Below are 26,241 nucleotides of genomic sequence, written 5' to 3' on the forward strand. Positions count from 1 at the left end.
CCCTGCAGCAGCCATGCGCGCCACGATGGAGCTAACCGATGGTCGGGCTGTGGAGGGGGTGATGATCTCATCGCTGCGACCTTGTTCACTGTCACCTGGGCAGTTTGTGACCGTATCCGCTTCACACGATGGCAGCACGACCGCATTTGCACCCCGGCCCCCGATCACTTTGCAGCGCGGCGGATCGACGAACACGCTGCGCAAGGAGATGAGTTGCCGGACCCACCGGTCCACTAGATCCCGAATAGGCGGCGGTGGTCCAGCCCCACACACAACCCATACGGCGATCCGCTGCTCCACGGTTGGCAACTACGACATCATCGGCAACAACAACCGGTCTTCGTCATCGCAACCCACCGAAATCCGACCACTTCATCCACTGGCAGTGATGACCAGGCCCGCGGCCACCAACACCGACGAACAGTCGTGTGCTGTCGAGACGCGACAAAGTGAAGCGGCGTCGTTGTTCGCCGTGAGCAAGCCCGGACACGCAATCTCCCCCACCCTGGAAGTTGAACCCAGATGGTGTGAGAGGTGGAGGCCTTGATGGACGACGGACAGCGCTACCGCGATCAATCGTCGCAGCCCGCGCCAGCCTTGCTGGGCCGTCGCCGCCCAGCCGAAGCCGGGAGTCCACGCGGTGTGTCGGCGGTCAGCCCGTCCTCCGCGCCGACTGCTCACCCGTCAGTTTGCAAAGCGACTTGATTGAAGGGATCTCAATGAAGGCTCCGCGGCCGCACGATCGGCCGATCGGCACCCACGCGACGGCTGACGAACTACCGGAAACCTTTACGGTGCGCCTACCACCTTGGCCCATCTTCGGGCTGTTTCGCCGTAATCCTCTGCTACGTGGCCCCGATCGGATCGAGGCGCTGGCAATGGCGGTGGCCGTTATGGTGCTGCTGCTGGCCGTCCCAGTCGCCGCCGCGGTCGGCACCGCCGTTCACGATTCACGACGCGACGTCTACGCCGAGCAGCATCACACTCGTCAGCTCGTCACCGCAACAGTCACCGACGGCACTGCGGCGCAGGACATCTCACAAACCACTGTCACAATGGCGGCCCGATGGTCAGCTGCCGGAGAAGAACACACCGGCGCGGTCACGGCGCAATCGACGACCAAGGCCGGCGACGAGCTCGCCATCTGGGTCGACGACAACGGCGCGGCGACCGACGAACCGACTTCGACCACCCGGGCCGGGGTGGATGCGGTGACGGCCGCGCTCTTCATGTGGGCAGGCGTCACAGCTGCTGTGACCATCCTGTTGGCTGGTACCCGGACAGTGTGTGACCGTATCCGCGCCATTGGATGGCAACACGCCCTCGACACCCTGGTCGGCCGCGACGGGCACAAACCCAGCCAGGCCTAAACCGCCGCCCATCCTCAACCAGCCAACTCATTCACCACTACGGGAGTCCCCTCATGTCCGCACCACCGGTGTCCTTCGAGACCACCCAGGCTCGTCGGTGGACGATCGCACATCCCCGATTGCGGTTGAAGCCCGCGCACCGTTCTGCAGGCTTTGTGCAGGGCGGCTGGTGGCCGCTATCCGACCAGCTGTACATCGAACTTCGGCTGCTGCTGGCGGCTTTGTCGTCGCGGTCGGGGACCGTCGAGCGGGTCATCTACGACGAGAACAGCTGGGGCTCAGCGTCATCGCGGATGGAGTTTCGCGGCCACAGCGTGATCCTTGAGCCCAGCAATACCTCGCCCAGCACACTGACCGTCAGCGGCAAGAAGTTCGGAACGCTCGTGCTGCTGGTGGTCCCCCCCGACACCGATTCGGCCGCCGCGCACGCCGCGGTGATGGCGGCAGCCGACCCCGACGACGTGTCGACCGCCGAAGAACTGCTGGCGATCGCGATGCGGCCGGCGCAGCCGGACCGTCCTGCATCGTGACGGCCTACCGCGGTGGGCCCGACGCCGAGACGGCACGCCGCAGGGCATCAACGCCGCGAACGCGCGGCATTTCCGTTCGCCTGGCAACGTGCAGCCCGGTGTGCCGGTGCGACCGAGGAACAACGCGCGGTGGATGTAGTCATAGCCACGTACATCCGACTCGGTTTGCACATTCGCGCGCAGCGAGACAGCCCGCTTGCTTCGCACCTGGTAGCCGACGCGTCAAGAAAATGGCGGGCCTACAGCATTGTCGGATCGGCACAACCTGGCCTCTACTGCTTGTCGAATTTCGGCAAAGGATCCGCGCGTGGGAGACGAGAAGAAAGTTCAGATGTGGAGGGTTTGTGATGGGTGGCGTCGAGCGCATTGACGGCGGACCCCGGTCGGTGATCGTGGTCGGTGCCGGCATCGTCGGGTTGTCCACGGCGTGGTTCCTGCAGGAACGCGGAGTCGATGTCACCGTGGTCGACCGCACCGGCGTCGCCGCCGGCGCCTCGTGGGGCAACGCCGGATGGATCTCACCGGCGCTGACCATTCCGCTGAACTCGCCGGGCGTGCTGCGCTACGGGCTGCGCTCACTCCTGGATCCGGCCGCACCCCTACATATTCCGTTGAAGGCCGACTCCGGGCTGGCCGGCTTCTTGCTCCAGTTCGCCGCCAACTGCCGGCGTTCTTCGTGGCGGCGGGCGGTACGGGCCAATGTGCCGCTCAACGCGGAAGCGATCGAGGCCTACGACGTGCTCGTCGCCAATGGAGTCGACGCGCCGGTGACCGACGCCCCGATCACTGCGGTGTTTCGCACCACTGAAGAAGCCGAACAGATGATGCGTGAGCTTCGCGCGCTCGAAACCGCCGGACAGACAATGTCTGTCACTGCACTGGCCGGGGCGGCGCTACGTGAACACGTACCCCTGGCATCACCGGTGATCACCGCCGCGCTCAACATCAACGGTCAGCGCTTCGTCGACCCGGACCGATTCGTCCACGCCCTGGGCCGTGCGGTCGCCGACCGCGGAGCCACGATCCGCACGGTGGAAGTTCGCCGCGTGGTCAGCTCCGGCAGCGCAGTCACGGTGCATCTGCGCAGCGGCAGGCCGTTGACCACCGACGCCGCGGTGATCGCCACCGGCGCATGGTTATCCCGACTGGCCGGCGGGCGGGTCCGGGTGCCGGTGCGGGCCGGCCGCGGCTACTCGTTCACCGTGCCCGTGGACCGCCCGATACCCGGCCCGATCTACCTGCCCGACGCGCGGGTGGCGTGCACGCCCCACCCGGCAGGATTGCGGGTGTCGGGCACCATGGAGTTCCGCGACCCCGACGAACCGGCGGTACCAGAACGGGTGGGCGCCATCATCGCCTCGGCCACCCCCCTGCTGGACGGAGTGCATTGGGCCCAACGCAGCGACATCTGGGTGGGCCCGCGCCCGGTCACCCCCGACGGGCGGGCCCTCATCGGGGAGATGTCGCGCGGCGTCTACCTCGCCGGCGGCCACGGCATGTGGGGACTGGCGCACGGCCCGGTGACCGGCCGGCTGCTTTCCGAACAGATCACCACCGGCAAGCAACCCGAAGCCCTACGCGAATTCGACCCGCTACGCCGAACCGGCCGCTAGAGCCGCCCCCCGGCGGCCCACACCGCCACCAACCACGCCCATCATGGGCCCCCGAGTCGTCAGGGGCGGCGCTTGTCTCGGCCCGCCCCTGACGACAACCCCTACCTCAACGGAAAGGACAGCACCGACATGACTACCACCGTAGGCCTTTGGATGACCCGGAAGGCCCACAGTCGGCTGCAGGCCGAACGGGATGCGCTGCGTTCACGTCCCCACACAGCAGTCCCCGAAGAGTTCATGGACTACGACGACAACTTCGTCGCGAACTACACCGCGCGACAAGCCCGCATCCGCCAAATTCAACACCTGCTGTGCAGTGCCGTGGTCGGTGAAGACCCACCCGATGAGGGCATCGCCGAACCGGGAATGGTGCTGACCGTCAGCTACGACGACACCGGCGAGACGGAAACATTCCTGTTGGGTGTGCGTGTCGTCGAAGACACCGACATCGACGTGTACTCGATGCAATCACCATTGGGCAGCGCGATCGCCGGCGCACACATCGGCGAACAGCGCACCTACTCCATCCCCAGCGGAGCCAACCTGCCCGTCACGCTACTCGAAGCGGTGCCCTACAGAATGTATACGCCCAAATCACGCTCGGCCACAGCATCTTCCGGCCGACGCGAGGGCGCCCCTCCGCAAGTCGCCGCCAAGCACACTCCTGCTGCACCTACGAACTCAAGGAACTGACATGGCCACAACGCCCCGGGTATGGATTTCACCGCAAGCCCACGAGCGGCTGCACCGCGAACCGACCACCCTACGGTTCCTGTTCTCCGGAGTCGCCGCTGAGGATACCGACGAAAACGCCACCGCGGTGCCACGCGCGTGGGCCAGGCGGATTCAACAGATTTAAGAGGAAGTCCCGTGTCTCCAACAGCTCCCACCTTCGTCACACTCAATGACCGACTCACTAAGGCGCACCGCCGAATCCGCGAACTCGAACGCCGCGAAACTGAGCTTCTCGCCCACCACATCACCCTGTGCGCATCATCAAACTCGGTCACGATGATGACCCGCTCGCCGTCGCCGAACTCAGCCCGTCGTCCAACGACGGCAGTGATGGATTCGGCATCTGCAATGACATTGGCAAGCCCACAGGCCAGCACCTCGGTAAGCCGCCGTCACAGATCCCTGCACAGAACCTCGCGCCGGCTGGCGCATCCGGCAGCTACGAACCGCGCTAAAACGACGTGATCGCACCAGGTTTGGCCTCGACCCAATCGGCGCGAGGCTCCTCATCATCGCCATATTGTGGCTCGTCCCCGCCACACGCCGGCGCCCGAACAGAACTCATCATGAAGGCACATCGCACAACCGAAGGACAGCACATGTTGGCAATCACCGACACCAGCGCCGAGCCCCCGGCGCGCCGGCCGACCATGGGCACCGTGCGCCTACGGTTGAAACCCGCACACCGGTCATGCGGGTTCGTCCAAGGCGCCTGGTGGCCACGATCCACAGAACTCGGCAGTGAGCTACCCTCACTGCTGGCAGCACTCTCGTTACGAGGCGGCTCGATCGACGGTGTGCTCTATCACGAAAATGACTGGTCCCCAGCACCCCCGAGCATCAAACGCCAGGGCGACCAGGTAATCGTCAGTGCCCACCAAAAATGGCCGAACGTCATCTCGCTGTTCGGGCCCCGGTTCGGAAGACTCGACCTGTTGGTGGTACCCCCATACACCGAACCCACGCACGCCTACAACGTGGTGACCGCGGCGGCCAGCATCACCGACACGTCCACACCCGATCAACTACTCGGCATCCCACGCCGCGCCGACGAGCGACCATTGTTACCCATCGCGCTTGAGCGATGGGAAGCCGACGGTGGAGCACTACTCCGCACGCCGCGATCACAACCTCGGACGCAGGACGCGATGCGTCGATCTGCCTGACGCGCGTGGATCTTGCCGTAAGCCGCGGATCCGGCGCCCGGCTCCCGGGTTCGATAAGCCTTGCTAATGCAGATGAAGAATCATTAGCTGTACTTATGCGCTCAGCGTACCTAGCGTCGGACATATGAGTTCACCCCTGGTTCTTGGTTTCGTCGCCTCCTTCACGCTGATCGCCGCGATCGGCGCGCAGAACGCGTTCGTGCTGCGGCAGGGCATCCGCCGCGAGCACGTGTTGCCCGTCGTGGCGCTGTGCACGGTCTCCGACATCGCGCTCATCGCAGCGGGGATCGCCGGGGTCGGCGCACTCATCGGTGCGCACCCAGGCGCATTGACCGTCGCCAAGTTCGGCGGGGCGGCCTTCCTCGCCGGCTACGGCTTGCTCGCGGCACGCCGTGCGTGGCGGCCGTCGGCGCTCACCCCGTCGGAAAGCGCCCCCGCCCGTCTCATCGATGTGCTGCTCACCTGCGCGGCGCTGACCTTCCTCAACCCGCACGTCTATCTCGACACCGTCGTCCTGCTGGGTGCGCTGGCCAACGAGCAGCGCGACGAACGGTGGCTGTTCGGCGTGGGCGCGGTGACCGCGAGCGCGGTCTGGTTCGTCAGCCTCGGGTTGGGCGCAAGAAGGCTGGCCGGCCTGTTCGCCGCGCCCGTGACGTGGCGCATCCTCGACGGACTGATCGCGGTCACAATGCTCACGCTCGGCGTGTTTCTGGCCGTGGCCTGACACAATCGCGGCATGGGGGACGTCACTGACGGACTCGGGTTGCGGGACCGCAAGAAGATCAAGACCCGCGACGCCATCCGCCGCGCCGCGATGACGCTGATCGACAAGAACGGCTACGCGCACACGACCGTCGAGCAGATCGCCGACGCGGCCGAGGTCTCGCCAAGCACCTTCTTCCGGTACTTCCCGTGCAAGGAGCAGGTGCTCATCGCCAACGATCTCGACCACGTGACGGTCGACGCGCTCGCGCGACAGCCCAAGGACAAGCCTTCCCTGCAGGCCTTTCGCAGCGCACTCGAGATCACCCTGGCCACGCTGTCTCGCGATGAGTGGGAGTTCGAACGCGACCGTCAGCGGCTGGTGCTGACCATCCCCGAGCTACTCGCCGCACAGTTCGACGAGTACCGCCGCACGGTGGCGATGCTGGTGGAGGCGGAGTGCGTCCGACTCGGTCGCGACGCCGACGACCTCGAGGTGAGGGTCTTTTTCGGCGCGCTCGCCGGTGGGCTGATGGCGGTGCTCGACCGCCCGAAGGACGTCGCCGGGCGGATGAAGCGGGCGCTGGAATTCATGGAAGCGGGCATGCCGCTCAAGTGACGCTGGCACACTCCTGCCGTGTTCAGGTTGACCGTCGAGGACGTGTTCGTCATCCGCAATCGCGGGGTCGTCGCCACCGGCCGGGTCGAAAGCGGCGTGCTGAGGGTCGGCGACGTGGTGGCGATCGACGGTGTCGGCGAAGCGCGGGTCGACGCCATCGAGGTGTTCCGGAAGTCGATCGACGAGGCGACCGTCGGCGACAACATCGGCGTCCTGTTCAGGAACGTCGAGCAGGATCAACTCGGTCGCGGGGCGGTACTGACCGCCGCGGGCGAAGCGCCACCGATCGAATCGACCGGCTTCACCATCTGATTGTTCGGTTCGCGGTTCGGGCACCTCCAGATCAATTAGCTAGGCTCGCTCGGTGCCCATCAGGTGGTCCCGGCGAGGGTTCCTCGCATCGACGGCGGGAGCCGCGCTCGCCGCGGCCTGCAGTCCGGAAAAGCCAGGCGCCGTCGCAAAGGACGGCTCCGTCACCGTCAAGCACCTCTTCGGCGAGACCAAGATCGCGGCGCCGCCCAAGCGCGTGGTGAGCGCGGGCTACACCGAGCAGGACGATCTGCTGGCGGTCGGCGTCGTCCCGATCGCGGTGACCGACTGGTTCGGTGGCCAGCCATTCGGTGTGTGGCCGTGGGCGCAGTCCAGGCTCGGCACTGCGCAGCCGGTCGTCCTCAGCCTCGCCGACGGCATCCAGGTGGACCAGATCTCCTCGCTCAAGCCCGATCTGATCGTCGCCACCAACGCCGGGCTCGACCAGGACACCTACACCAAGCTCGCCGCCATCGCGCCCACTGTCGCGCAGTCCGGGTCGGATGCGTTCTTCGAGCCCTGGAAGGAGCAGGCGACGATCGTCGGTCAGGCAGTGTTCAAGGCCGACGACATGCAGAAGTTGATCACCGGTGTCGACGACAAGTTCACAACCGCGGGGACGAACAACCCCCAATTGGCGGGCAAGAGCGTTCTGCTGCTCGGCGGCACACTCTCCGGTGACGGCGCCGAGGTGGTGGCCCCGGGATGGCGCACGGAGTTCCTGACCCAGATGGGCATGGTGATCCCGGATACCGGCGGTGCGCAGATTTCGCGTGACCGGATGGCATCGGTACTCGACGGTGTCGACCTGCTGATCTGGACCACCGAGAGCGACGACGAACAGGCCGCGCTGCTGGCCGACCCCACGGTCGCCAAACTCAGGGCGACGACCCAGCGCCGCAACATATTCACGGGCAAGGACCTCGCGGGCGCCATCGCGTTCGGCTCCCCGCTGTCGTATCCGGTGGTGGCCGACTCGCTGCCGCCGATGCTCGCGAGCGCGCTGGCCTGACAAGATATCCGGGTGACAAGCGACCAGACCGCTACCAGGACACAGCACGCCGCGTTCGCCCAGGTGGGGTCGGCCTACTATCCGATTCTCATCGCGGTCTTCACGGCGCTGGTGATCATCTCCAACGTGACCGCGACGAAGGGCGTCGCGTTCGGGCCGATCATCACCGACGGCGGATTCATCGTCTTCCCGCTGACCTACGTCATCGGTGACGTGCTGTCCGAGGTGTACGGCTTCAAGGCCGCGCGGCGCGCGATCTTGCTGGGGTTCGCGATGAACGCTCTGGCCGCCCTTGCGTTCTGGGTGACGGTCTACCTGCCGGCCGCTGACTTCTACACCAATCAGGAGCACTTCGAGAACATCGTGCACGCTTACACCCAGCTGATCGTCGCGGGCCTCGCGGGGTTTATCGTCGGGCAGACCATCAACGCATGGGTGGTGGTTCTCATCAAGGAGCGCACCAAGGAGAAGCACCTGTGGGCCCGACTGGTCGGCTCGACGTTCGCCGGACAACTGGGCGACACGCTCGTCTTCTGCAGCATCGCCGCCGGCGCGATCGGCATCACCACCTTCGGTGACTTCGCGACATATACGGCCCTGGGCTGGTTTTACAAGACCGCCGTCGAGGTGGTCATGCTGCCGGTCACCTACCGCGTGATCGGCTACATCAAACGCCGCGAGCCGACATACGGAGTCGCTGTCTGAGCAGGCATTAAATGTTTTTTGGCAAGGCTCACAGAGCTGGTTAGTTATTAGCTACTCGCGGGTAGGTTCTGGCTATGAGTGTGGCAACAGACGTGATGGACACCGGCCCGAGCGCCGGCCGCATCACTATCCGTGACTATGGCGACCAGGCCCTGCTACTCGAGTTCGACAGCACCGCCGAGGTATTGACGTGGACCGAGGCACTGCGTTACGCCGATCTACTCGGGGTCGTCGACATCGTGCCGGCGTCGCGGACGGTGCTGGTCAAGCTGGCCGGACCCCGGTACCAGGCGCCGACCCGGCAACGGCTCGGCAAGCTGCGCGTGACCCCGGATGCCCTGTCGGACGCCGCCGCACCGGTCGAGGGACGCCCCGACGTCCAGATCGATGTCGTCTACGACGGCGCCGATCTCGACGAGGTGGCCCGGTTCACCGGGATGACTGCCGAAGAAGTGGTAGCCGCTCACACGGGCACCCCGTGGCGGGTCGGATTCGGTGGCTTCGCACCGGGTTTCGCCTACCTCATCGGCGGCGACGAACGACTGACCGTGCCGCGCCGATCCGAGCCGCGCACCAAGGTGCCGGTCGGATCCGTCGGGCTGGCCGGTGAGTTCACTGGGATCTACCCGCGGGAGTCACCCGGTGGTTGGCAGCTGATCGGACGCACCGAATCGGTGCTGTGGGATGTCGATCGCGACCCGCCCGCGCTGCTGACGCCGGGCCTGTGGGTCCAGTTCCGGGAGGTGCGCTGATGAGCGTCACCTTGGAGGTGCTGCGCACGGGTCCGCTGGCGTTGATCGAAGACCTCGGCCGCCCGGGGCGGGCCGAGATGGGCGTCACCTGTTCGGGCGCCGCCGATCGCCGCTCGCACAAGCTGGCCAACCGGCTGGTGGCCAACCCCGGCGACAAGGCCACCATCGAGGTCACGTTCGGTGGGTTCTCGGCGCGGGTGGCCGGCGGCGACATCGCGATCGCGGTGACCGGTGCCGACACCGATCCGGCCGTCAACGGTGTGCCGTTCGGCACCAACAGCATTCATTACGCCCACGACGGTGAGGTGATCTCACTGGGTGCACCGCATTCCGGGTTACGCAGCTACCTGGCGGTGCGCGGTGGCATCGACGTGTCGCCGGTGCTGGGCTCGCGGTCCTACGACGTGATGTCGGCGATCGGCCCACTCCCGCTGCGGCCGGGTGATGTCCTTCCCGTCGGGGTGCACAGTACCGAGTTCCCCGAACTGGACCAGGCGCCGGTCGCCGCAATCGAAAGCGATGTGCTCGACCTCAAGGTGGTGCCCGGACCGCGCGACGACTGGTTCGTGGATCCCGACGTGCTGGTCCGCACCAACTGGCAGGTGACCAACAAGAGCGACCGCGTCGGAATGCGACTGGTGGGCATGCCACTGGACTACCGCTGGCCGGACCGGCAGCTGCCCAGTGAGGGCGCCACCCGAGGAGCGATTCAGGTGCCGCCCAACGGCTTTCCGGTGATCTTGGGACCCGACCATCCGGTCACCGGCGGCTATCCGGTGATCGGGGTGGTGATCGACGACGACATCGACAAGGTTGCCCAGATCCGGCCCGGCCAGACGGTTCGGCTGCACTGGGCGCGTCCACGACATCCGGTTCGGTGACTCCGGGCCGCCACGGCTGGTAGAACGAGGATGTGCACAGCCAGGAAATCCGTGCTCCTCATGTGCGCGGCGTCCACACCGCCCGCCTGATCCACACTTCCGATCTCGACGCCGAGACCCGCGAGGACGCGCGGCGAATGGTCAACGAAGCGTTCGGCGGCGAGTTCACCGACGCGGACTGGGAGCACGCCCTCGGCGGCATGCATGCGTTGATCTGCGATCACGGCGCGCTGATCGCCCACGCCGCGGTCGTTCAGCGCCGACTGCTGTACCGCGACACGGTGCTGCGCTGCGGCTACGTCGAGGGTGTGGCGGTGCGGGAGGACCGGCGCGGGCAGGGGCTCGCCCATGCCCTGATGGACGCCGCCGAACAGGTGCTGCGGGGCGCCTACCACCTCGGCGCGCTGAGCGCGTCGGAGGCGGGCAGGGACATGTACACCTCACGCGGTTGGCTGGCGTGGCAGGGGCCGACGTCGGTCCTGGCCCCCACTGGGGTGACCCGGACACCGGATGACGACCGCTCGTTGTTCGTCCTGCCCGTTACCGTCGACGTCGATCCGGCCGCCGAGATCACCTGTGATTGGCGCGACGGCGACGTGTGGTGAGCGGCGTACTTTGGGGAAGATGACCAGTGAAGCCTCCTTTCGCCCCGACCCCGAGATGTTCGACAGGGTCTACCGCGGCGAGCCCCGATTCGAGGGAGGTCCCGCACCGGCGGGTATTCCGTGGGATATCGGTGCGGCCCAACCACGACTGATGGAACTCGAAGCGCTCGGCGGCATTTCGGGCGAGGTGCTCGATATCGGGTGCGGCCCCGGCGACAACGCCATCTTCCTGGCATCGCGCGGTCATTCTGTGACGGGGCTCGACGGATCGCCCGCCGCCATCGAGCAGGCTCGCCGACGTGCCGCGGAGGCCGGCGTCGCGGTGACCTTCGGCGTCGCCGACGCCACCAAGCTCACCGGATATGACGGCCGGTTCGACACGGTGATCGACAGTGCGCTCTACCACTGCCTCGACGACGAGGGACGGCAGGCCTACATGGCAGGGCTCTACCGGGCCACCCGATCCGGCGCCAGGCTGCACCTGATGTGTTTCGCCGACGGCAACGTCAACGGGGTGATCGCACCGATGGCCGCGGTGCCGGAGGCGAATATCCGCGATACCTTGACCGCCAACGGATGGCGCATCGATTTCCTCGGCCCCACAACATATCTGGGTAACGCGGTCAGGATGTCCGGTGATGAGATCCCACCGGAGATGACCGAGCAGTTTCCTCCGGAGGCAGTGGAACGGATGAAGGACGTGGCCGCGAGGTACGCCAAGATCGCCGAACTGCTCGACGGCAACCGAATCCACATGCCGTTCACCGTCGTGCACGCGCATCGCGTCGACTAGGCCGACCTCACACCGCCCGCACGGTACGGGTGAGCGGAATTTCACGGCGGGGTCATCGCGGGCAGCGCCTCGGAAATAATGCTTTCTTAGCGTTGGCCGCATGTCACATCGCATCACCGACTGGGACCCCGAGGACGTCGTCGCGTGGGAAGCCGGTAACAAGCGCGTCGCCCGCCGCAACCTGATCTGGTCGGTGGCCGCCGAGCACATCGGCTTCTCGATCTGGTCCATCTGGTCGGTGCTGGTGCTGTTCATGCCGGAGACGGTCTACGGCTTCACCGCGGGCGACAAGTTCCTGCTGGCCGCCACCGCGACACTCGTCGGCGCCTGCCTGCGCATCCCCTACACGCTGGCCACGGCGACGTTCGGCGGCCGTGACTGGACGGTGCTCTCGGCGTTCGTGCTGCTGATACCGACTGTCGGCACCTGGTGGCTGCTGGCCCACCCCGGGCTGCCGCTGTGGCCGTACCTGGTGTGCGCGGCGCTGACCGGATTCGGCGGCGGCAACTTCGCCTCCTCGATGACGAACATCAACGCCTTCTATCCGCAGCGGCTCAAGGGCTGGGCGCTCGGCGTCAATGCGGGCGGCGGCAACATCGGCGTGCCGATGATCCAGCTCGTCGGTCTGCTCGTCATCGCCACCGCGGGTAACCGGGCGCCCTATTGGGTGTGCGCGGTATATCTGGTGGCGCTCGCGGTCGCGGGAATCGGCGCCGCGGCCTTCATGGACAACCTCGAACAGCACAAGATCGACCTGACCGCGATGGCTGCGATCCTGCAGCATCGCGACACCTGGGTGATCTCACTGCTCTACATCGGCACGTTCGGGTCGTTCATCGGCTTCGCGTTCGCGTTCGGCCAGGTGTTGCAGATCAACTTCGCGGCGGGCGGCCACAACGCGGCGCAAGCGTCGCTGCACGCCGCGCAGATCGCGTTCGTCGGACCGCTGCTGGGCTCGCTATCGCGCGTGTACGGCGGCAAGCTGGCCGACCGGGTCGGCGGCGGACGGGTCACGCTGGCCGTCTTCGCCGGGATGATCCTGGCCGCCGGGATCCTGGTTGCCGTCGGCACGGCCGACGACCACACCCGGGGCGCCGCCACCGCCACCACGATGGCCGGCTATGTGATCGGCTTCATCGCGCTGTTCCTGCTGTCCGGGATCGGCAACGGCTCGGTCTACAAGATGATCCCGTCGATCTTCGAGGCCCGCAGCCGCTCCCTGGACGTCGACGAGGCCGCGCGCCGGCATTGGTCGCGCGCGATGTCCGGCGCGTTGATCGGGTTCGCCGGTGCGATCGGCGCGCTCGGCGGTGTCGGCATCAACCTGGCGCTGCGGCAGTCTTACCTCAGCAGTGGATCGGCCACCTCGGCGTTCTGGATCTTCCTGGTGTTCTATGCGTTTGCCTCGGTGGTGACCTGGGCGATGTACGTGCGACGCCCGTCGTCCACCGGGGTGGCCGTCGCCGACGCCCACCCCGACCTGGCCCAGGCCTAACGGCCACGACGTGGCAACGGCCGGGTAATCGGGTGGAAACACGGACTGAATACACAGGTGGCATGAGTGAGCCCGATTGGTCACCGCTCACCGGTTTTCGGGTGGCGGTGACCTCGGCGCGGCGCGCCGACGAACTGAGTGCCCTGCTGAAACGCCGGGGTGCGGCGGTGACGTGCGCGGCGGCGATCGCCATGGTGCCGCTGCCCGACGACGACGAGCTGCGCGAACACACCGAAGCGTTGATCGAGGTGCCGCCCGACGTAGTGATCGCCACCACCGGAATCGGCTTCCGCGGCTGGGTGGCAGCGGCCGACGGCTGGGGGCTGGCCACCGACCTTCTCATCGCGCTCGGCAAGGCACGCATCGTCTCGCGCGGCCCCAAGGCCACCGGAGCGTTGCGGGCGGCGGGCCTGCCGGAGGAATGGTCGCCCGATTCGGAATCGTCGCGCGAGCTGGTGCACTACCTGGTCGAGGGCGGTATCGCCGGCCGGCGCATCGCGGTGCAACTGCACGGCGCCACCGATGAGTGGGACCCGTTCCCCGAGTTCCTCGACGAGCTGCGCACCGCGGGCGCCGAGGTGGTTCCCATCCGCGTGTACCGCTGGCATCCGGCGCCGCGCAACGGTGACTTCGACCTGCTGATCGCCGGTATCGCCGAGGAGAAGTTCGACGCGGTCAGCTTCACGTCGGCGCCGGCGGTGGCGTCGGTGCTGATGCGCGCCGCGGAGATGGGCATCGAAGACCGGGTGCTGACCGCGTTGCGGACCGGGGTGCACGCGATGTGCGTCGGGCCGGTGACGTCACGGCCGCTGGTGCGGGTCGGGGTGCCGACGTCGTCGCCGGTGCGGATGCGGTTGGGCGCGTTGGCCCGCCACATCACCGACGAACTGCCGCTGCTACAGGCTCGCACAGTGCCGGTGGCGGGACACTTGCTGGAGATCCGCGGCACCTGCGTGCTGGTCGACGGTGTGGTCAAGGCGTTGTCACCGGCCGCGATGGCGACCATCCGGGCGCTTGCGCACCGCCCGGGGGCGGTGGTGTCGCGGACCGATCTGCTGCGTGCGCTGCCGGGCGCGGGCACCGACACCCATGCGGTCGAAACCGCGGTGCTGCGGCTTCGAACAGCGTTGGGCGACAAACGCATTGTGTCCACCGTGGTCAAACGCGGCTACCGGTTGCCGATCGACGAACCGGCCGATCAACCGGCATCCGCGCCATGAGGCTGCTGCTGGTGGCGCACGGCACCCGCAAGCCGTCCGGCGTCGAGCTGATCGGGGACATCGCCGAGCGTGTTTCGGCGACAGTCGGACACCAGGTTCGGGTGGCGTTCGTCGACGTGGTCGGGCCGACCCCGGCCGAGGTACTGCGGCAGATGCGCGGTGAGCACGTGGTTCTGGTTCCGGCGTTCCTCTCCCGCGGCTACCACGTCGGCGTCGACGTGCCGGCCCACGTCGCCGCGAGCGGCCATCCCGAGGTGACCGTGACGCAGGCGCTGGGACCCGACCCGCAGCTGGTTCGGGTGCTGGCCCAGCGCCTGGTCCAATTCGGTTGGCGCCCGGATGATTCTGTGATACTCGCCGCAGCGGGTACCTCCGACCCCGTCGCCGGGCGCGACCTCCACACCATGGCGACCTGGCTGTCGGCGACCACCGGTTCCCGGGCCGAGCCGGCGTTCGCCGCGACCGGGCTGCCCCGAGTGCCCGACGCGGTGTCGGCGTTGCGGCGTCACCGCGGCGGACGCGTCGTGGTGGCGTCCTATCTGTTGTCCGATGGACTGTTCCAGGATCGGCTGCGGGTCAGCGGCGCCGACATCGTGACGGCACCACTTGGCACACATCCTGGATTGGTCCGCCTGATCGCGAGTCGGTTCCGGCGGGCGCTGATGCCTGCGGCGGCGTAGTCACGCGAAGGTCAGCCGCTGACTTCGACTCTGCCGTCCACCACGCGCACCGAGTAGACCGGCACCGCGACGCCGGGGTCATCGAGACAGGTGCCGTCGTCGAGGGCGAACGCCTGTTTGTTGATCGGCGACTGGACGGTGACTCGCCCGCCGCGGTCACCGACGATGCCGCGCGACATCACCGCCGCCCCCGAGATCGGATCGATGTTGCCGACCGCGTGCAGTGAGCCGTCGTCGAGCCGGAACAGCGCCGCCTGCGACCCGTCATGCAGGAGTACTCCGACCCCGCGGCCCGGAATCAGGTGGCCGTAAGGGCAGGCGATGGTCCAGAGCTGGATATCGTTGAGCAGAGTCATCTTTGGGGCACCTTCGGCATTCCGATGTGGGTCGGTGCGGGAACCTTGCGGCCCGACCGTTCGGTGAATGTGACAGTGGGGTCGGCGACCTCGGGGGCATTGACGAACGAGACGAACCGCGAGAGTTTGTCCGGATCCTCGAGTACGCGCTTCCATTCGCAGGCGTATCCCTCGACGTGGCGAGCGACGGCCTCCTCGAATTCCGCCGCCAGGCCCAGCGAGTCGTCGCACACGACCTCACGCAGATGCTCGAGCCCTGTCTGCTCGACCCACGGCGCGGTCCGCTGCAGGCGGTCGGCGGTCCGGATATAGAACATCAGGAACCGGTCGATATAGCGCACGAGCGTCTCATCGTCGAGATCGCCTGCCAGTAGCTGCGCGTGCTTGGGCGTCATTCCCCCGTTGCCGCCGACGTAGAGGTTCCAGCCGTTCTCGGTGGCGATCACGCCGACGTCTTTGCCGCGGGCCTCGGCACATTCCCGGGCGCACCCCGAGACGCCCATCTTGAACTTGTGCGGTGCACGCAGCCCGCGGTAGCGCAGCTCGAGGTTGATGGCCATCTGCACCGAATCCTGCTGCCCGTACCGGCACCAGTCGCTGCCGACGCAACTCTTCACGGTGCGCAGCGCCTTGCCGTAGGCGTGGCCGGACTCCATGCCGCCGTCGACCAGCCTGCGCCAGATCTCGGGCAGCTGGTCCACCGTCGCCCCGAACAGGTCGATGCGTTGCCCGCCGGTGATCTTGGTGTAGAGATTGAAATCCCTGGCGACCTCGCCGATCAGGATCAGGTGTTGCGGGCTGATGTCACCCCCGGGCACCGCGGCACCACCGAATAGCTGCCGTTGCGCTGGATGTTGGCCAGGAAGTGGTCGTTGGAGTCCTGCAGTGAGGCCTGCTCGCCGTCCAGGATGTGCTCGGAGCTGGTGGATGCGAGTATCGAGGCCACCACGGGTTTGCAGATGTCGCAGCCCTTTCCGGCGCCGAAACGCTCGATCAGCCCGGAAAAAGTTCGGATCGCGGTCGCCGACACGATCTCGAACAGTTCGGCTCTGGACTGGCTGAAGTGTTCGCACAGCGCCTTCGACTGCTCGACGCCCTCGGATTCCAGCATCTGTTTGAGCAGCGGCACGCACGAGCCACACGAGGTGCCGGCGAGCGTGCACTTCTTCAGCGTGGCGACGTCGCAGCAGCCACCGGCGATGGCCTCGCTGAGGTCACCCTTGGTGACGTTGTTGCATGAGCAGATCTGTGCGCCCGGCGAAAGGGCGCCGACCCCCAGGGCCGCACCGGCGCCGCCGTCGGACCCGGCCGGCGAGATCAGTGCCAGCGGGTCACCGGGCAGTGGTCCACCGACCATCGGCCGCAGCAGGCCGTACGACGAGGCGTCGCCGACCAGGATGCCGCCGAGCAGTGTCGAGGCGTCGTCGGAGAGCACGAGTTTGGCGTAGGTCTGGTTGACCGCGTCGTTGACGACGACCTCGAGGCAGCCGGCGGTGGCGCCCATCGCGTCGCCGAAGCTGGCTACGTCGACACTGAGCAGCTTGAGTTTGGTGGACAGGTCGGCCTCCGGGAACTCGGCGCCGCCTCGCAGCAGCCGGTCGGCCACCACCTCCGCGCTGGTGTAGCCGGGACCGACCAGGCCGTAGCACCGGCCCTCGATCGCGGCCACCTCACCGATCGCGTGGATATTGGGATCGCTGGTGGCACAGGACAGGTCGGTCAGCACACCGCCACGCTCGGCCACTGCGAGGCCTGCGGCGCTGGCGAGTTCGTCGCGCGGGCGCACCCCGGCCGCAAATATCACCAGGCGCGCGTCGATCGTCGAGCCGTCGCCGAGGGTGACGCGGAGGCCGCCGTCGCGGGTTTCGATCGAGTCGGTGGTGACGTCGAGATGTATGTCGATCCCCAGGGCGCCGATCATCCGGTTGAGCAGCGCACCCCCGGCCTCGTCCAGCTGCGTGTTCATCAAGCGCGGTGCGCGCTCGACCACGTGGACGCGTAACCCGAACTGGCGCAATGCATTAGCGGCCTCAAGGCCCAGCAGGCCACCGCCGATGACCACACCGGCCGCCGGTCCGCCGGTCCGGCTGGCGTCGGCCCGGATCGCATCGAGGTCGTCGAGCGTGCGGTAGACGTGGCAGGCCGGCAGGTCATGGCCGGGTACCGGCGGCACGAACGCAGACGAGCCGGTGGCCAGCACCAGCGCGTCATACCCGACGCGGTCACCGTGCGCGGTCACCACCGACTTGCCCGCACGGTCGATTTCGGTCACGCGGCTGCCGAGCCGCAGTTCAACAAGGTCGTCACCGGAGTAGGAGTTGCCCGCCAGAGCGAGTCGGCCCCGCTCCCAGTGCTCGGTGTAACCGGTCAATCCGACCCGGTCGTAAGCGGCGTCGGACTCTTCGGCGAGCACCGTCACCCGCCACGTCCCCTCGGCGTCGCGTGAGCGCAGCGCCTCGACGAACCGGTGACCGACCATGCCGTGGCCGACCACCACCACGTTCCTTCCTGACTGCATGTGCCGAGGCTAGGCAGCCGATATTGCCGCAATGTCGCCCCGTGTGAAGCGCCCATCACGGTGTGCTCACGGACGCGGCCGGGCACATGTGAGCGCGTTTCGCCCGTTCGCCAAGGGCGAACGCGCCGTCGGAACTTGAGTGGGGTCGACTCATGTTGTTCGGGCCCCGACGTCGGTCACCGCGTCGATTCCCCGGCTGCCGAACGCGCTGCAGCGGCCGCATCGACTACTGGAACCGATTGAGAGCGCCCGGGCCTGACGCTCAGATGTGGCCCGCGTTGGTCGGCGTGGTTGTCCCGTACGGGTTGGTGGTGGTCGTGGTCTCCCCGGACTGTGCCGTCGTCGCGGCGTCGCCGGGCTGCCCCGGCGTCGAACTGACGGGTGCGCCGGTGTCCGTGTCGTCCTCGCTCGTCTGCACCGTGGGCACTGAATAACTGGTGCTCGACGTGCTCGACGTGGTGTAGACCGACGATCCGCTCGACGAGGTTTCGGGCGGGATGGAATCGGACGGCACCGAGCCGCGCGAACTGTGGATCACCGCCCACACCAACAGGCCCGCCAGAACCAGACCGGCCGCCCCGGCCGCGAAGACGATGCCCTTCTGGTTGTGCCAACTCGGATCGTCGTCATCGTCGCGGTCAGCACTCACGGCCGAAATGCTAGGCCCAGCGGCCGAGTACCTCCTTGGTGCGGGCCGCCAGCACGGACTGCAGGAACGGCCCGAAACTGATCCGGCCGACCCCCAGTGGTCCGAAGGATGCCGGGTCATCCTGATCCGGCAGAGCAATGGCGTTGATCGGCAACGGCAGCTCGGTTGCCAGGCGGCGAAGCGTGGCCGGATCGTGCCGTCCGACCGGATACAGCGAATCGGCGCCGGCCTCGGCGGCCTCCACGAGCCGCGCGATGGCGCGGTCGACCCGGTCGGCTTCATCCCCGTGCTGCCCGAGGAACAGATCCGTTCTGGCGTTGATGACGACGTGCACGCCCGCCGCGTCCGCGGCCGCCCGCAGTGCCCCGACGAGTTCGGCGTGTTCGCGCGACGATCGCAGCCGGCCTCCTTCGCTGTGAACGGTGTCCTCGACGTTCAACCCGACGGCGCCCGCGTCGAGCAACCCCTCGATGAGGCGGCCGGGCGTCTGCCCGTAGCCGGATTCGATGTCGACCGACAGCGGCACGTCGATCGCCGCGGTGATCTGCCCGACGCGAGCGAGCAGGTCGTCGAATGTCATGCCCTCGCCGTCGCTCTTGCCGATCGACTCGGCCAGCGGGTGGCTGCCGACAGTCAACGCGGCAAACCCCGCTGCCACAGCAAGCCGCGCCGACCACGCGTCCCAGACCGTGGGCAGAACTACCGGGTTGCCAGGCCGGTGCAACGTCAGCAGGGCCTGCGCCTGATCCTGCAGAACTTTGTTGGACATCGGCCTACCTCCGCATCTTTGACGTGATCTGTTTCACGTCCTGACTCCATACTGTGGTGAGTATCGGGTGTCGTACTGTGATCCATGACACCCTTCAGCCCAAGGAGGTCAATTGTCCAGCACAAGCGAACTCGCCGAACTGCACGAGCTAATCGGCAGTCTGCGGCGGTGCGTGACTTCGTTGGCGTCGAGGTACGGGAACACTCCCGCCACCCGGCGCATCGTCAACGACGCCGAACGCATCCTCAACGATATTGATCGGCTCGACATCGACGCCGAAGAGTTGGAACTCGGGCGGGGGCTGACCCATCACCACCACGTCGGGGAGAAGATCTCGATCCCGGACACCCCGTACGACACCGCTTTCTGGGGCGAAGAGGACGACCGAGGTGTCACCGGCTAGCCCAGCGGCTATACAGACCGGGACACCATCACACCGAAAGGGAACAGTGAGCGCACCCACCGCCGACCGCAAAGCGACCGGCGTCTTCTCACCGAACCGTGCCCAGATCCCGCAGCGCACCCTGCGCACCGACCGCTGGTGGCAGTCGCCGCTGATCGTCGACCTGGGCTTCGCCGCATTCGTGATCTATGCGACGGTTCGGGCGTTCCTGCAGAACAACTACTACGTCGCCGAGTACCACTACCTGACGCCGTTCTACTCGCCGTGCATCAGCACGGGCTGCACGCCGGAGGCCAGCCACTTCTGGCCCCAAATCCTGCCCGACGTGTGGTGGCTTCCCTACGCGGCGCTGTCGTTGCCGTTCCTGCTGTTGTTCCGGCTCACCTGCTACTACTACCGCGGTGCCTACTACCGGTCGGTGTGGCAGTCCCCGACCGCGTGCGCGGTGGCCGAACCTCATGCGACGTACACCGGTGAGACGCGGTTGCCGCTGGTGATCCAGAACACACACCGGTACTTCTTCTACATCGCCGGCATCATCTCGGTGATCAACACCTACGACGCGATCGTGGCCTTCCACTCACCCAGTGGTTTCGGATTCGGTTTGGGCAACGTCATTCTCGTCGTCAACGTGGTGATGCTCTGGGTGTACACGTTGTCGTGCCACTCCTGCCGCCACATTGTCGGCGGCCGCCTCAAGCATTTCTCGAAACACCCTGTCCGATACTGGATGTGGACGCAGGTGAGCACGCTGAACACCCGGCACAAGCTGTATGCGTGGGTCACGCTCGGCACCCTGATGCTGACCGACTTCTACATCATGCTGGTGGCCAGCGGAACCATCTCCGACCTGAGATTCATCGGTTGATCGGCTGGCTGGCAAACGTTTTCACAACATCGGGGCGATACGGGCAAGCGAGGATATATGACTGAGCCGGAGGCTCTTCGCGCAAGCGGCTCATCGGAAGCCGAACGGCATCAATACGACGTGGTCGTGATCGGTGCCGGCGGCGCGGGTCTGCGTGCGGTCATCGAGGCACGCGAGCGCGGTTTGAAGGTCGCGGTGGTCTGCAAGTCGTTGTTCGGCAAGGCGCACACCGTGATGGCCGAGGGCGGCTGCGCGGCGTCGATGGGCAACACTAACCCGAAGGACAACTGGCAGGTCCACTTCGGCGACACCATGCGCGGTGGCAAGTTCCTCAACAACTGGCGGATGGCCGAACTGCACGCCAAGGAGGCGCCGGACCGCGTCTGGGAACTGGAGACCTACGGCGCGTTGTTCGACCGCACCCAGGACGGCCGGATCAGCCAGCGCAACTTCGGCGGTCACACCTACCCGCGGTTGGCCCACGTCGGTGACCGCACCGGCCTGGAAATCATCCGCACCATGCAGCAGAAGATCGTCTCGCTGCAGCAGGAGGACAAGGCCGAGCTCGGCGACTACGAGGCGCGCATCAAGGTGTTCGCCGAGTGCACGGTCACCGATCTGATGGTGGACGAGATCGGCGGCGAGAAAAGAATCGCCGGCGCCTTCGGATACTGGCGCGAGAACGGCAACTTCATCGTGTTCGAGGCGCCGGCGATCGTGCTCGCCACCGGCGGCATCGGGAAGTCCTACAAGGTGACGTCGAATTCCTGGGAGTACACCGGCGACGGGCATGCGCTGGCACTGCGGGCCGGCGCGACGCTGATCAACATGGAGTTCATCCAGTTCCACCCCACCGGAATGGTCTGGCCGCCCAGCGTCAAGGGCATCCTCGTCACCGAGGGTGTGCGCGGCGACGGCGGAGTGCTGAAGAACTCCGAGGGCACGCGGTTCATGTTCGACTACATCCCGCAGGTGTTCAAAGGCCAGTACGCCGAGAGCATCGACGAGGCCGACCAGTGGCTCAAGGACAACGATTCCGCGCGCCGCACCCCCGACCTGCTCCCCCGCGACGAGGTCGCCCGCGCAATCAACTCCGAGGTCAAAGCCGGACGCAACTCCCCGCACGGCGGCGTCTACCTCGACATCGCGTCACGGCTGCCCGCCGAGGAGATCAAGCGGCGGCTGCCGTCGATGTATCACCAGTTCATGGAGCTGGCCGAGGTCGACATCACCAAGGAGGCGATGGAGGTCGGGCCGACCTGCCACTACGTCATGGGGGGGATCGAGGTCGACCCCGACACCGGCGCGGCCAAGACGCCGGGTCTGTTCGCGGCGGGTGAGTGCTCGGGCGGCATGCACGGCTCCAACCGCCTCGGCGGCAACTCGCTGTCGGACCTGTTGGTATTCGGACGACGGGCGGGTCTCGGAGCGTCGGACTACGTGCGCGGCCTCACCGATCGCCCCACGGTGCCGGAATCGGCCGTCGAGGACGCCACGAGGCTTGCGCTCGCGCCGTTCGAGGGTCCGAGCAACGGCGACGCGCCGGAGAACCCGTACACGGTGTGGCTCGACCTGCAGGACACGATGAACGAGCTGGTCGGCATCATCCGCAAGGCCGAGGAGATCACCGAGGCCATGGACAAGCTCGTGGAACTGCGGGAACGCTACAAGAGGGTCAAGGTGGAGGGCCACCGGCTGTTCAATCCCGGCTGGCACCTGGCCATCGACCTGCGCAACATGCTGCTGGTCAGCGAGTGCGTGGCCAAGGCCGCCCTCGAACGAACCGAGAGCCGCGGCGGACACACCCGCGACGACTACCCGTCGATGGACGCGCAGTGGCGTAGGACGCTGCTCGTATGCCGGACCGCCGACCATGGGACCGACGGGTCCGGTGACGTGGTCGTCCCCGACGTCAGCGTGACAAAAGAGGATCAGGTGCCGATGCGGGACGATCTGCTCGAGATCCTCGACATCGAAGAGTTGGAGAAGTACTTCACCCCCGAAGAACTCGCCAACCACCCGGCAAGGAGAAGCTGATGAGCTACCAGGCGAATATGCGGGTGTGGCGCGGCGACGACAGCGGCGGTGCACTGCAGGACTATTCCGTCGAGGTCAACGAGGGCGAGGTGGTGCTCGACATCATCCACCGGTTGCAGCAGACGCAGACCGGTGACCTGGCCGTGCGGTGGAACTGCAAGGCGGGCAAGTGCGGGTCGTGCTCGGCCGAGATCAACGGACGGCCGCGGCTGCTGTGCATGACGCGGATGTCGACTTTCGAACCGGCCGAGACCATCACGGTGACGCCGCTGCGGGCGTTCCCGGTGATCCGCGATCTGGTCACCGACGTCTCTTTCAACTACGAAAAGGCCAGGGAGATACCCTCTTTTACCCCGCCGAAGGATCTGCAGCCCGGCGAGTACCGGATGATGCAAGAGGACGTGAACCGGTCGCAGGAGTTCCGTAAGTGCATCGAGTGCTTCCTGTGTCAGAACACCTGCCATGTGGTGCGCGACCACGAGGAGAACAAGAAGGCGTTCGCCGGCCCGCGCTACCTGATGCGGCAGGCCGAGCTCGACATGCACCCGCTGGACGTCCTCGATCGACGCCCCGAACAGGCCCAGGACGAGAACGGCCTCGGCTTCTGCAACATCACCAAGTGCTGCACCGAGGTATGCCCCGAACACATCAAGATCACGGACAACGCGCTGATCCCGATGAAGGAGCGGGCGGTCGACCGCAAGTACGACCCTGTGGTCTGGCTCGGGAACAAGCTGTTCAGAAGGGACTAGAAGACCGTGTAGACGACGCCGTTCCGCGGGTACCCTCGGTCTGGAGTTGCCGGTCCGATCGGCAGCTGACAACTGCGGCCAATCAACGGCGAAAGGCAGCACTGTGAATATGCGAGGGTCTCACAGCATCAGCGACATTCGCACGGCGATCCGCGAACTGAGCGCACGGGCCGTGCTGGCCCGCAAGGAAGGGCGGCCCGACGACGCTGCCGAACTGGAGCGCCGCGTTCAGGGCTACCGCGAAGAGCTCAGCGCCCGTCCGTAATCGCGGTTCCGTCAGGCACCGAGTCGGCGAAATGTACTGCGGTGAAACACGATTGGCGCCACATCGGCATGAACGACGATATCGTCGACGCGCAAGATGACAATGGTGTGATCGCCCGCTGGCACCAGCTGCTCGATAGCGCTTTCCACCCAGACGCTGGTTCCGGCGATGAACACCGCACCGGATTCCCGCGAGACTGTCTCCAGGCCCGCGAACCGGTCGCCGGTCTTGGCCGCCAACGCGCGAGCGGCTTCGTCGTGGGCTTCCCCGAGCACGCTGATCCCCAGCGAGGGCACGTCCTTGAGCTTCGGCCAGGTCTCCGAGGTGTTCTGCACACAGAACGACACCAGCGGCGGCTCGAGAGACACGGGCACGAAGGTGCTGGCGGCCAATCCCACCAGGGTTCCGTCCACCTCGGCGGCGATCGCGATGACGCCGGACGGGAAATATCCGAAAGCATCCCGGAGCGACGAGGGTTGGAGATTCGTGCGGTCGTTGTTCATCACTTCCATCATCACACGGGTCTGCCGACCCGACCACGTGCGTGATGGCCGCCCGGTTCGACACTGACCACCGACCTGCCGTGCACCTTTGGAATCGCTGTGAATACAAGTCGATTGCCCGGCGGCAGCCCTCGACGTCGCCAAGACCACCGCCAGAGGACGGGCGGTAACCTGACGCGCATGCCCTTGCCGTCGATCCTCTCCGTGCTGCGCGAGCGCGCCGGTCTGCAACCCGATGACATCGCCTTCACCTACACCGATTACGACCGGGACTGGGACGGCGTTCCCGAGAGCCTGACCTGGTCGCAAGCCTATCGACGGGCGGTCAACGTCGCGCTGGAGATCAGCAAGCAGGGATCGATCGGCGACCGCGCCGTGATCCTGGCTCCGCAGGGACTGTCCTACATCGTGGCGTTCATCGGCGCGATCCAGGCGGGGCGGATCGCCGTCCCCCTGTCGGTCCCGCAGGTCGGATCCCACGACGAACGCGTGAGTGCCGTGTTCGCCGACACCACACCGTCGGTCATCCTGACAACGTCGGAGGTCGCACCCAGTGTCGCCGAGTACGTGGCGGAGCTGAAGTCGTCCTCCACAGCACCCGTCGTCATCGCGGTCGATGCCCTCGACCTCGACGGCCGCAACGGCTCGGCCCCCCGCCTCAGGGATGCGCCTGCCACCGCCTACCTGCAGTACACGTCGGGATCGACCCGGGTCCCGGCCGGCGTGATGATCTCCGAGGACAACCTCGCGGCCAACTTCAAGCAGCTGATGACCGATTACTTTCCCGAGCGCGGCGGCATGGCGCCGCCCGACACCACGCTCGTCACCTGGCTGCCCTTCTACCACGACATGGGGCTGATGCTCGGGGTCATCGCCCCGATCCTCGGCGGCTTCCACACCGAGATCACCAGCCCGATGGCTTTCCTGCAGCGCCCGGCCCGGTGGATCCAGGCGATGGCCAAAGCCAGCAGCGCCTACTCGGCCGCACCGAACTTCGCCTTCGAACTCGCCATCCGGAAGACCTCCGACGACGACATGATCGGATACGACCTGTCCGATGTGCTGACCATCGTCAGTGGCAGCGAGCGGGTACACCCGGCCACCCTGAAGCGGTTCGGCGACCGGTTCGCCCCCTTCGGTTTCCGGGGCAGCATGATGACGCCGTCCTACGGGATGGCGGAGGCCACGGTCTATGTGGCGACCCGGGAGACCCGCGATGCGCCGCAGGTGGTCGACTTCGACTCGGAGAAGCTGGCCGCCGGTACGGCGGCACGGGTGGCGACGGGTTCCGGCAGCCCGCTGCTCAGCTACGGCGTGCCGAAGTCGCCGATCGTGCGGATCGTCGCCCCCGACACGGGTGTCGAATGCGAGGCGAACACGGTCGGCGAGATCTGGGTGCGCGGCGACAATGTCGCCGCCGGTTACTGGAACAAGCCGGAGGAGACGGCCCGCACGTTCGGCGGCATGATCGTGGACCCGTCACCGGGCACGCCCGCAGGACCGTGGCTGCGCACCGGCGACCTCGGCTTCATGTCCGACGACGAATTGTTCATCGTGGGCCGGATCAAGGATCTGCTGATCGTTTACGGGCGCAACCACTACGCCGAGGACATCGAGGCCACGGTCCAAGAGATCACCCACGGCCGGGTCGCCGCGATCTCGATTCCGGTCGACCACACCGAGAAACTGGTCACCATCATCGAGCTCAAGAAACGCGGCGCGTCCGACGACGAGGTGAAGCAGCAGTTCAGCGTCGTCAAAAAGGACGTCAGCTCGGCGATATTGACATCGCACGGGCTGAACCCCGCCGATCTGGTGCTCGTGGCCCCCGGCACGATTCCCACCACCACGAGCGGCAAGATCCGCCGCGCCTCCTGCGTCGAGCTGTACCGGGCCGAACAGTTCGCCCGGTTGGACGTCTAGGGCCGCGCCGG

29 protein-coding genes and 1 pseudogene are annotated in these 26,241 nt (G+C 66.7%); 25 read left to right on the top strand and 5 right to left on the bottom strand.

The genetic code is table 11. The features are described from left to right. The first annotated feature begins 719 nt into the window (after nt 1–719). The 19 genes from ACVWWN_RS40100 (at nt 720) to ACVWWN_RS40190 (ending at nt 15,187) form a co-directional block, all read left to right on the top strand. Complete coding sequence (locus tag ACVWWN_RS40100; protein WP_457148845.1) at nt 720–1,370, top strand: Rv1733c family protein; 651 nt, start codon at nt 720–722, stop codon at nt 1,368–1,370. A 53-nt stretch (nt 1,371–1,423) separates the two neighbouring features. After that, entirely contained in the window at nt 1,424–1,900 is a 477-nt protein-coding gene (locus tag ACVWWN_RS40105; protein ID WP_457148846.1) for a DUF5994 family protein, read from the top strand. A gap of 347 nt (nt 1,901–2,247) precedes the next feature. Next, nucleotides 2,248–3,513, top strand: coding sequence for an NAD(P)/FAD-dependent oxidoreductase (locus ACVWWN_RS40110; RefSeq protein WP_457148847.1), 1,266 nt, complete (start codon nt 2,248–2,250; stop codon nt 3,511–3,513). Nucleotides 3,514–3,642: 129 nt separating this feature from the next. Beyond that, the gene (locus ACVWWN_RS40115; protein ID WP_457148848.1) at nt 3,643–4,206 is read left to right on the top strand and encodes a GreA/GreB family elongation factor; all 564 of its coding nucleotides are present in this window, start codon (nt 3,643–3,645) and stop codon (nt 4,204–4,206) included. Nucleotide 4,207: 1 nt separating this feature from the next. Then, the gene (locus ACVWWN_RS40120) at nt 4,208–4,372 is read left to right on the top strand and encodes a hypothetical protein (RefSeq protein WP_457148849.1); all 165 of its coding nucleotides are present in this window, start codon (nt 4,208–4,210) and stop codon (nt 4,370–4,372) included. A 127-nt stretch (nt 4,373–4,499) separates the two neighbouring features. Beyond that, nucleotides 4,500–4,703, top strand: coding sequence for a hypothetical protein (locus tag ACVWWN_RS40125; RefSeq protein ID WP_457148850.1), 204 nt, complete (start codon nt 4,500–4,502; stop codon nt 4,701–4,703). Nucleotides 4,704–4,847: 144 nt separating this feature from the next. Continuing rightward, nucleotides 4,848–5,414 carry a DUF5994 family protein gene (locus ACVWWN_RS40130; RefSeq protein ID WP_457148851.1) on the top strand — a complete coding sequence of 189 codons (567 nt, stop codon included), beginning with the start codon at nt 4,848–4,850 and terminating at the stop codon, nt 5,412–5,414. 124 nt (nt 5,415–5,538) lie between these two features. Then, the gene (lysE, locus tag ACVWWN_RS40135; RefSeq protein WP_457148852.1) at nt 5,539–6,138 is read left to right on the top strand and encodes an L-lysine exporter; all 600 of its coding nucleotides are present in this window, start codon (nt 5,539–5,541) and stop codon (nt 6,136–6,138) included. A 12-nt stretch (nt 6,139–6,150) separates the two neighbouring features. Then, nucleotides 6,151–6,735 carry an acyl-CoA-like ligand-binding transcription factor gene (locus ACVWWN_RS40140; RefSeq protein WP_457148853.1) on the top strand — a complete coding sequence of 195 codons (585 nt, stop codon included), beginning with the start codon at nt 6,151–6,153 and terminating at the stop codon, nt 6,733–6,735. 18 nt (nt 6,736–6,753) lie between these two features. Beyond that, entirely contained in the window at nt 6,754–7,047 is a 294-nt protein-coding gene (locus ACVWWN_RS40145; RefSeq protein ID WP_457148854.1) for an EF-Tu/IF-2/RF-3 family GTPase, read from the top strand. 52 nt (nt 7,048–7,099) lie between these two features. Beyond that, nucleotides 7,100–8,056, top strand: a complete 957-nt coding sequence (locus ACVWWN_RS40150) for an ABC transporter substrate-binding protein (RefSeq protein WP_457148855.1) — start codon at nt 7,100–7,102, stop codon at nt 8,054–8,056. Between the two features lie 12 nt (nt 8,057–8,068). Beyond that, nucleotides 8,069–8,761: a queuosine precursor transporter gene (locus tag ACVWWN_RS40155; protein WP_457148856.1), complete on the top strand. Its 693-nt coding sequence runs from the start codon at nt 8,069–8,071 to the stop codon at nt 8,759–8,761. 74 nt (nt 8,762–8,835) lie between these two features. Beyond that, nucleotides 8,836–9,513 (top strand): 5-oxoprolinase subunit B family protein, encoded by a 678-nt coding sequence (locus tag ACVWWN_RS40160; protein WP_457148857.1) that lies wholly within the window; start codon nt 8,836–8,838, stop codon nt 9,511–9,513. Then, nucleotides 9,513–10,394: a 5-oxoprolinase/urea amidolyase family protein gene (locus ACVWWN_RS40165; RefSeq protein WP_457148858.1), complete on the top strand. Its 882-nt coding sequence runs from the start codon at nt 9,513–9,515 to the stop codon at nt 10,392–10,394. The genes ACVWWN_RS40160 and ACVWWN_RS40165 overlap by 1 nt, the downstream gene beginning before the upstream one ends. Before the next feature lie 32 nt (nt 10,395–10,426). Beyond that, a complete protein-coding gene (locus tag ACVWWN_RS40170) occupies nt 10,427–10,999 on the top strand; it encodes a GNAT family N-acetyltransferase (protein ID WP_457148859.1) in 573 nt (190 codons plus the stop codon). A gap of 19 nt (nt 11,000–11,018) precedes the next feature. Next, nucleotides 11,019–11,792 (top strand): class I SAM-dependent methyltransferase, encoded by a 774-nt coding sequence (locus ACVWWN_RS40175; RefSeq protein WP_457148860.1) that lies wholly within the window; start codon nt 11,019–11,021, stop codon nt 11,790–11,792. 100 nt (nt 11,793–11,892) lie between these two features. Then, on the top strand, nt 11,893–13,287 hold the full coding sequence (locus tag ACVWWN_RS40180) for a nitrate/nitrite transporter (protein ID WP_457148861.1): 1,395 nt from the start codon (nt 11,893–11,895) through the stop codon (nt 13,285–13,287). Between the two features lie 62 nt (nt 13,288–13,349). Then, nucleotides 13,350–14,507: a uroporphyrinogen-III synthase gene (locus ACVWWN_RS40185; RefSeq protein ID WP_457148862.1), complete on the top strand. Its 1,158-nt coding sequence runs from the start codon at nt 13,350–13,352 to the stop codon at nt 14,505–14,507. Further along, a complete protein-coding gene (locus tag ACVWWN_RS40190) occupies nt 14,504–15,187 on the top strand; it encodes a sirohydrochlorin chelatase (protein ID WP_457148863.1) in 684 nt (227 codons plus the stop codon). Before ACVWWN_RS40185 ends, ACVWWN_RS40190 begins: the two co-directional genes overlap by 4 nt. Before the next feature lie 11 nt (nt 15,188–15,198). On the opposite strand, the gene nirD is transcribed toward ACVWWN_RS40190, so the two are convergent. The 4 genes and pseudogenes from nirD to ACVWWN_RS40210 form a co-directional block, all read right to left on the bottom strand. After that, nucleotides 15,199–15,543: a nitrite reductase small subunit NirD gene (gene nirD, locus ACVWWN_RS40195; RefSeq protein WP_457148864.1), complete on the bottom strand. Its 345-nt coding sequence runs from the start codon at nt 15,541–15,543 to the stop codon at nt 15,199–15,201. After that, nucleotides 15,540–18,061, bottom strand: a pseudogene (gene nirB / locus ACVWWN_RS40200) (nitrite reductase large subunit NirB). Before nirB ends, nirD begins: the two are co-directional and overlap by 4 nt. Nucleotides 18,062–18,323: 262 nt before the next feature. Beyond that, complete coding sequence (locus ACVWWN_RS40205; RefSeq protein WP_457148865.1) at nt 18,324–18,710, bottom strand: hypothetical protein; 387 nt, start codon at nt 18,708–18,710, stop codon at nt 18,324–18,326. A gap of 10 nt (nt 18,711–18,720) precedes the next feature. Beyond that, nucleotides 18,721–19,479 (bottom strand): isocitrate lyase/PEP mutase family protein, encoded by a 759-nt coding sequence (locus ACVWWN_RS40210; protein WP_457148866.1) that lies wholly within the window; start codon nt 19,477–19,479, stop codon nt 18,721–18,723. 112 nt (nt 19,480–19,591) lie between these two features. On the opposite strand from ACVWWN_RS40210, the gene ACVWWN_RS40215 reads away from it, so the two are divergent. From ACVWWN_RS40215 to ACVWWN_RS40235, 5 genes are all read left to right on the top strand, one after another. Beyond that, nucleotides 19,592–19,882: a hypothetical protein gene (locus ACVWWN_RS40215; RefSeq protein ID WP_457148867.1), complete on the top strand. Its 291-nt coding sequence runs from the start codon at nt 19,592–19,594 to the stop codon at nt 19,880–19,882. Nucleotides 19,883–19,928: 46 nt separating this feature from the next. Then, on the top strand, nt 19,929–20,750 hold the full coding sequence (locus tag ACVWWN_RS40220; RefSeq protein WP_457148868.1) for a hypothetical protein: 822 nt from the start codon (nt 19,929–19,931) through the stop codon (nt 20,748–20,750). 57 nt (nt 20,751–20,807) lie between these two features. Then, nucleotides 20,808–22,787, top strand: a complete 1,980-nt coding sequence (locus tag ACVWWN_RS40225) for a fumarate reductase/succinate dehydrogenase flavoprotein subunit (protein ID WP_457148869.1) — start codon at nt 20,808–20,810, stop codon at nt 22,785–22,787. Further along, on the top strand, nt 22,787–23,539 hold the full coding sequence (locus ACVWWN_RS40230; RefSeq protein WP_457148870.1) for a succinate dehydrogenase/fumarate reductase iron-sulfur subunit: 753 nt from the start codon (nt 22,787–22,789) through the stop codon (nt 23,537–23,539). The genes ACVWWN_RS40225 and ACVWWN_RS40230 overlap by 1 nt, the downstream gene beginning before the upstream one ends. 109 nt (nt 23,540–23,648) lie before the next feature. Next, nucleotides 23,649–23,804, top strand: a complete 156-nt coding sequence (locus ACVWWN_RS40235) for a hypothetical protein (RefSeq protein ID WP_457148871.1) — start codon at nt 23,649–23,651, stop codon at nt 23,802–23,804. A gap of 11 nt (nt 23,805–23,815) precedes the next feature. Here ACVWWN_RS40235 and ACVWWN_RS40240 read toward each other — a convergent pair whose 3' ends face one another. Further along, complete coding sequence (locus tag ACVWWN_RS40240; RefSeq protein ID WP_457148872.1) at nt 23,816–24,307, bottom strand: flavin reductase family protein; 492 nt, start codon at nt 24,305–24,307, stop codon at nt 23,816–23,818. Between the two features lie 180 nt (nt 24,308–24,487). On the opposite strand from ACVWWN_RS40240, the gene ACVWWN_RS40245 reads away from it, so the two are divergent. Further along, a complete protein-coding gene (locus ACVWWN_RS40245) occupies nt 24,488–26,230 on the top strand; it encodes an AMP-binding protein (RefSeq protein ID WP_457148873.1) in 1,743 nt (580 codons plus the stop codon). Nucleotides 26,231–26,241: the final 11 nt, after the last annotated feature.

It is taken from the genome of Mycobacterium sp. URHB0021, assembly GCF_054057895.1.

What these genes read in the sequence shown, in the direction of transcription:
- ACVWWN_RS40130 (WP_457148851.1), top strand. Translation starts at nt 4,848, where the DNA reads ATGTTGGCAATCACCGACACCAGCGCCGAGCCCCCGGCGCGCCGGCCG.
- ACVWWN_RS40190 (WP_457148863.1), top strand. Translation starts at nt 14,504, where the DNA reads ATGAGGCTGCTGCTGGTGGCGCACGGCACCCGCAAGCCGTCCGGCGTC.
- ACVWWN_RS40105 (WP_457148846.1), top strand. Translation starts at nt 1,424, where the DNA reads ATGTCCGCACCACCGGTGTCCTTCGAGACCACCCAGGCTCGTCGGTGG.
- ACVWWN_RS40225 (WP_457148869.1), top strand. Translation starts at nt 20,808, where the DNA reads ATGACTGAGCCGGAGGCTCTTCGCGCAAGCGGCTCATCGGAAGCCGAA.
- ACVWWN_RS40115 (WP_457148848.1), top strand. Translation starts at nt 3,643, where the DNA reads ATGACTACCACCGTAGGCCTTTGGATGACCCGGAAGGCCCACAGTCGG.
- ACVWWN_RS40180 (WP_457148861.1), top strand. Translation starts at nt 11,893, where the DNA reads ATGTCACATCGCATCACCGACTGGGACCCCGAGGACGTCGTCGCGTGG.
- ACVWWN_RS40100 (WP_457148845.1), top strand. Translation starts at nt 720, where the DNA reads ATGAAGGCTCCGCGGCCGCACGATCGGCCGATCGGCACCCACGCGACG.
- ACVWWN_RS40110 (WP_457148847.1), top strand. Translation starts at nt 2,248, where the DNA reads ATGGGTGGCGTCGAGCGCATTGACGGCGGACCCCGGTCGGTGATCGTG.
- ACVWWN_RS40140 (WP_457148853.1), top strand. Translation starts at nt 6,151, where the DNA reads ATGGGGGACGTCACTGACGGACTCGGGTTGCGGGACCGCAAGAAGATC.
- ACVWWN_RS40230 (WP_457148870.1), top strand. Translation starts at nt 22,787, where the DNA reads ATGAGCTACCAGGCGAATATGCGGGTGTGGCGCGGCGACGACAGCGGC.
- ACVWWN_RS40210 (WP_457148866.1), bottom strand. Translation starts at nt 19,479, where the DNA reads ATGTCCAACAAAGTTCTGCAGGATCAGGCGCAGGCCCTGCTGACGTTG.
- ACVWWN_RS40185 (WP_457148862.1), top strand. Translation starts at nt 13,350, where the DNA reads ATGAGTGAGCCCGATTGGTCACCGCTCACCGGTTTTCGGGTGGCGGTG.
- ACVWWN_RS40160 (WP_457148857.1), top strand. Translation starts at nt 8,836, where the DNA reads ATGAGTGTGGCAACAGACGTGATGGACACCGGCCCGAGCGCCGGCCGC.
- ACVWWN_RS40165 (WP_457148858.1), top strand. Translation starts at nt 9,513, where the DNA reads ATGAGCGTCACCTTGGAGGTGCTGCGCACGGGTCCGCTGGCGTTGATC.
- ACVWWN_RS40245 (WP_457148873.1), top strand. Translation starts at nt 24,488, where the DNA reads ATGCCCTTGCCGTCGATCCTCTCCGTGCTGCGCGAGCGCGCCGGTCTG.
- nirD (WP_457148864.1), bottom strand. Translation starts at nt 15,543, where the DNA reads ATGACTCTGCTCAACGATATCCAGCTCTGGACCATCGCCTGCCCTTAC.
- ACVWWN_RS40120 (WP_457148849.1), top strand. Translation starts at nt 4,208, where the DNA reads ATGGCCACAACGCCCCGGGTATGGATTTCACCGCAAGCCCACGAGCGG.
- ACVWWN_RS40240 (WP_457148872.1), bottom strand. Translation starts at nt 24,307, where the DNA reads ATGAACAACGACCGCACGAATCTCCAACCCTCGTCGCTCCGGGATGCT.
- lysE (WP_457148852.1), top strand. Translation starts at nt 5,539, where the DNA reads ATGAGTTCACCCCTGGTTCTTGGTTTCGTCGCCTCCTTCACGCTGATC.
- ACVWWN_RS40235 (WP_457148871.1), top strand. Translation starts at nt 23,649, where the DNA reads ATGCGAGGGTCTCACAGCATCAGCGACATTCGCACGGCGATCCGCGAA.
- ACVWWN_RS40175 (WP_457148860.1), top strand. Translation starts at nt 11,019, where the DNA reads ATGACCAGTGAAGCCTCCTTTCGCCCCGACCCCGAGATGTTCGACAGG.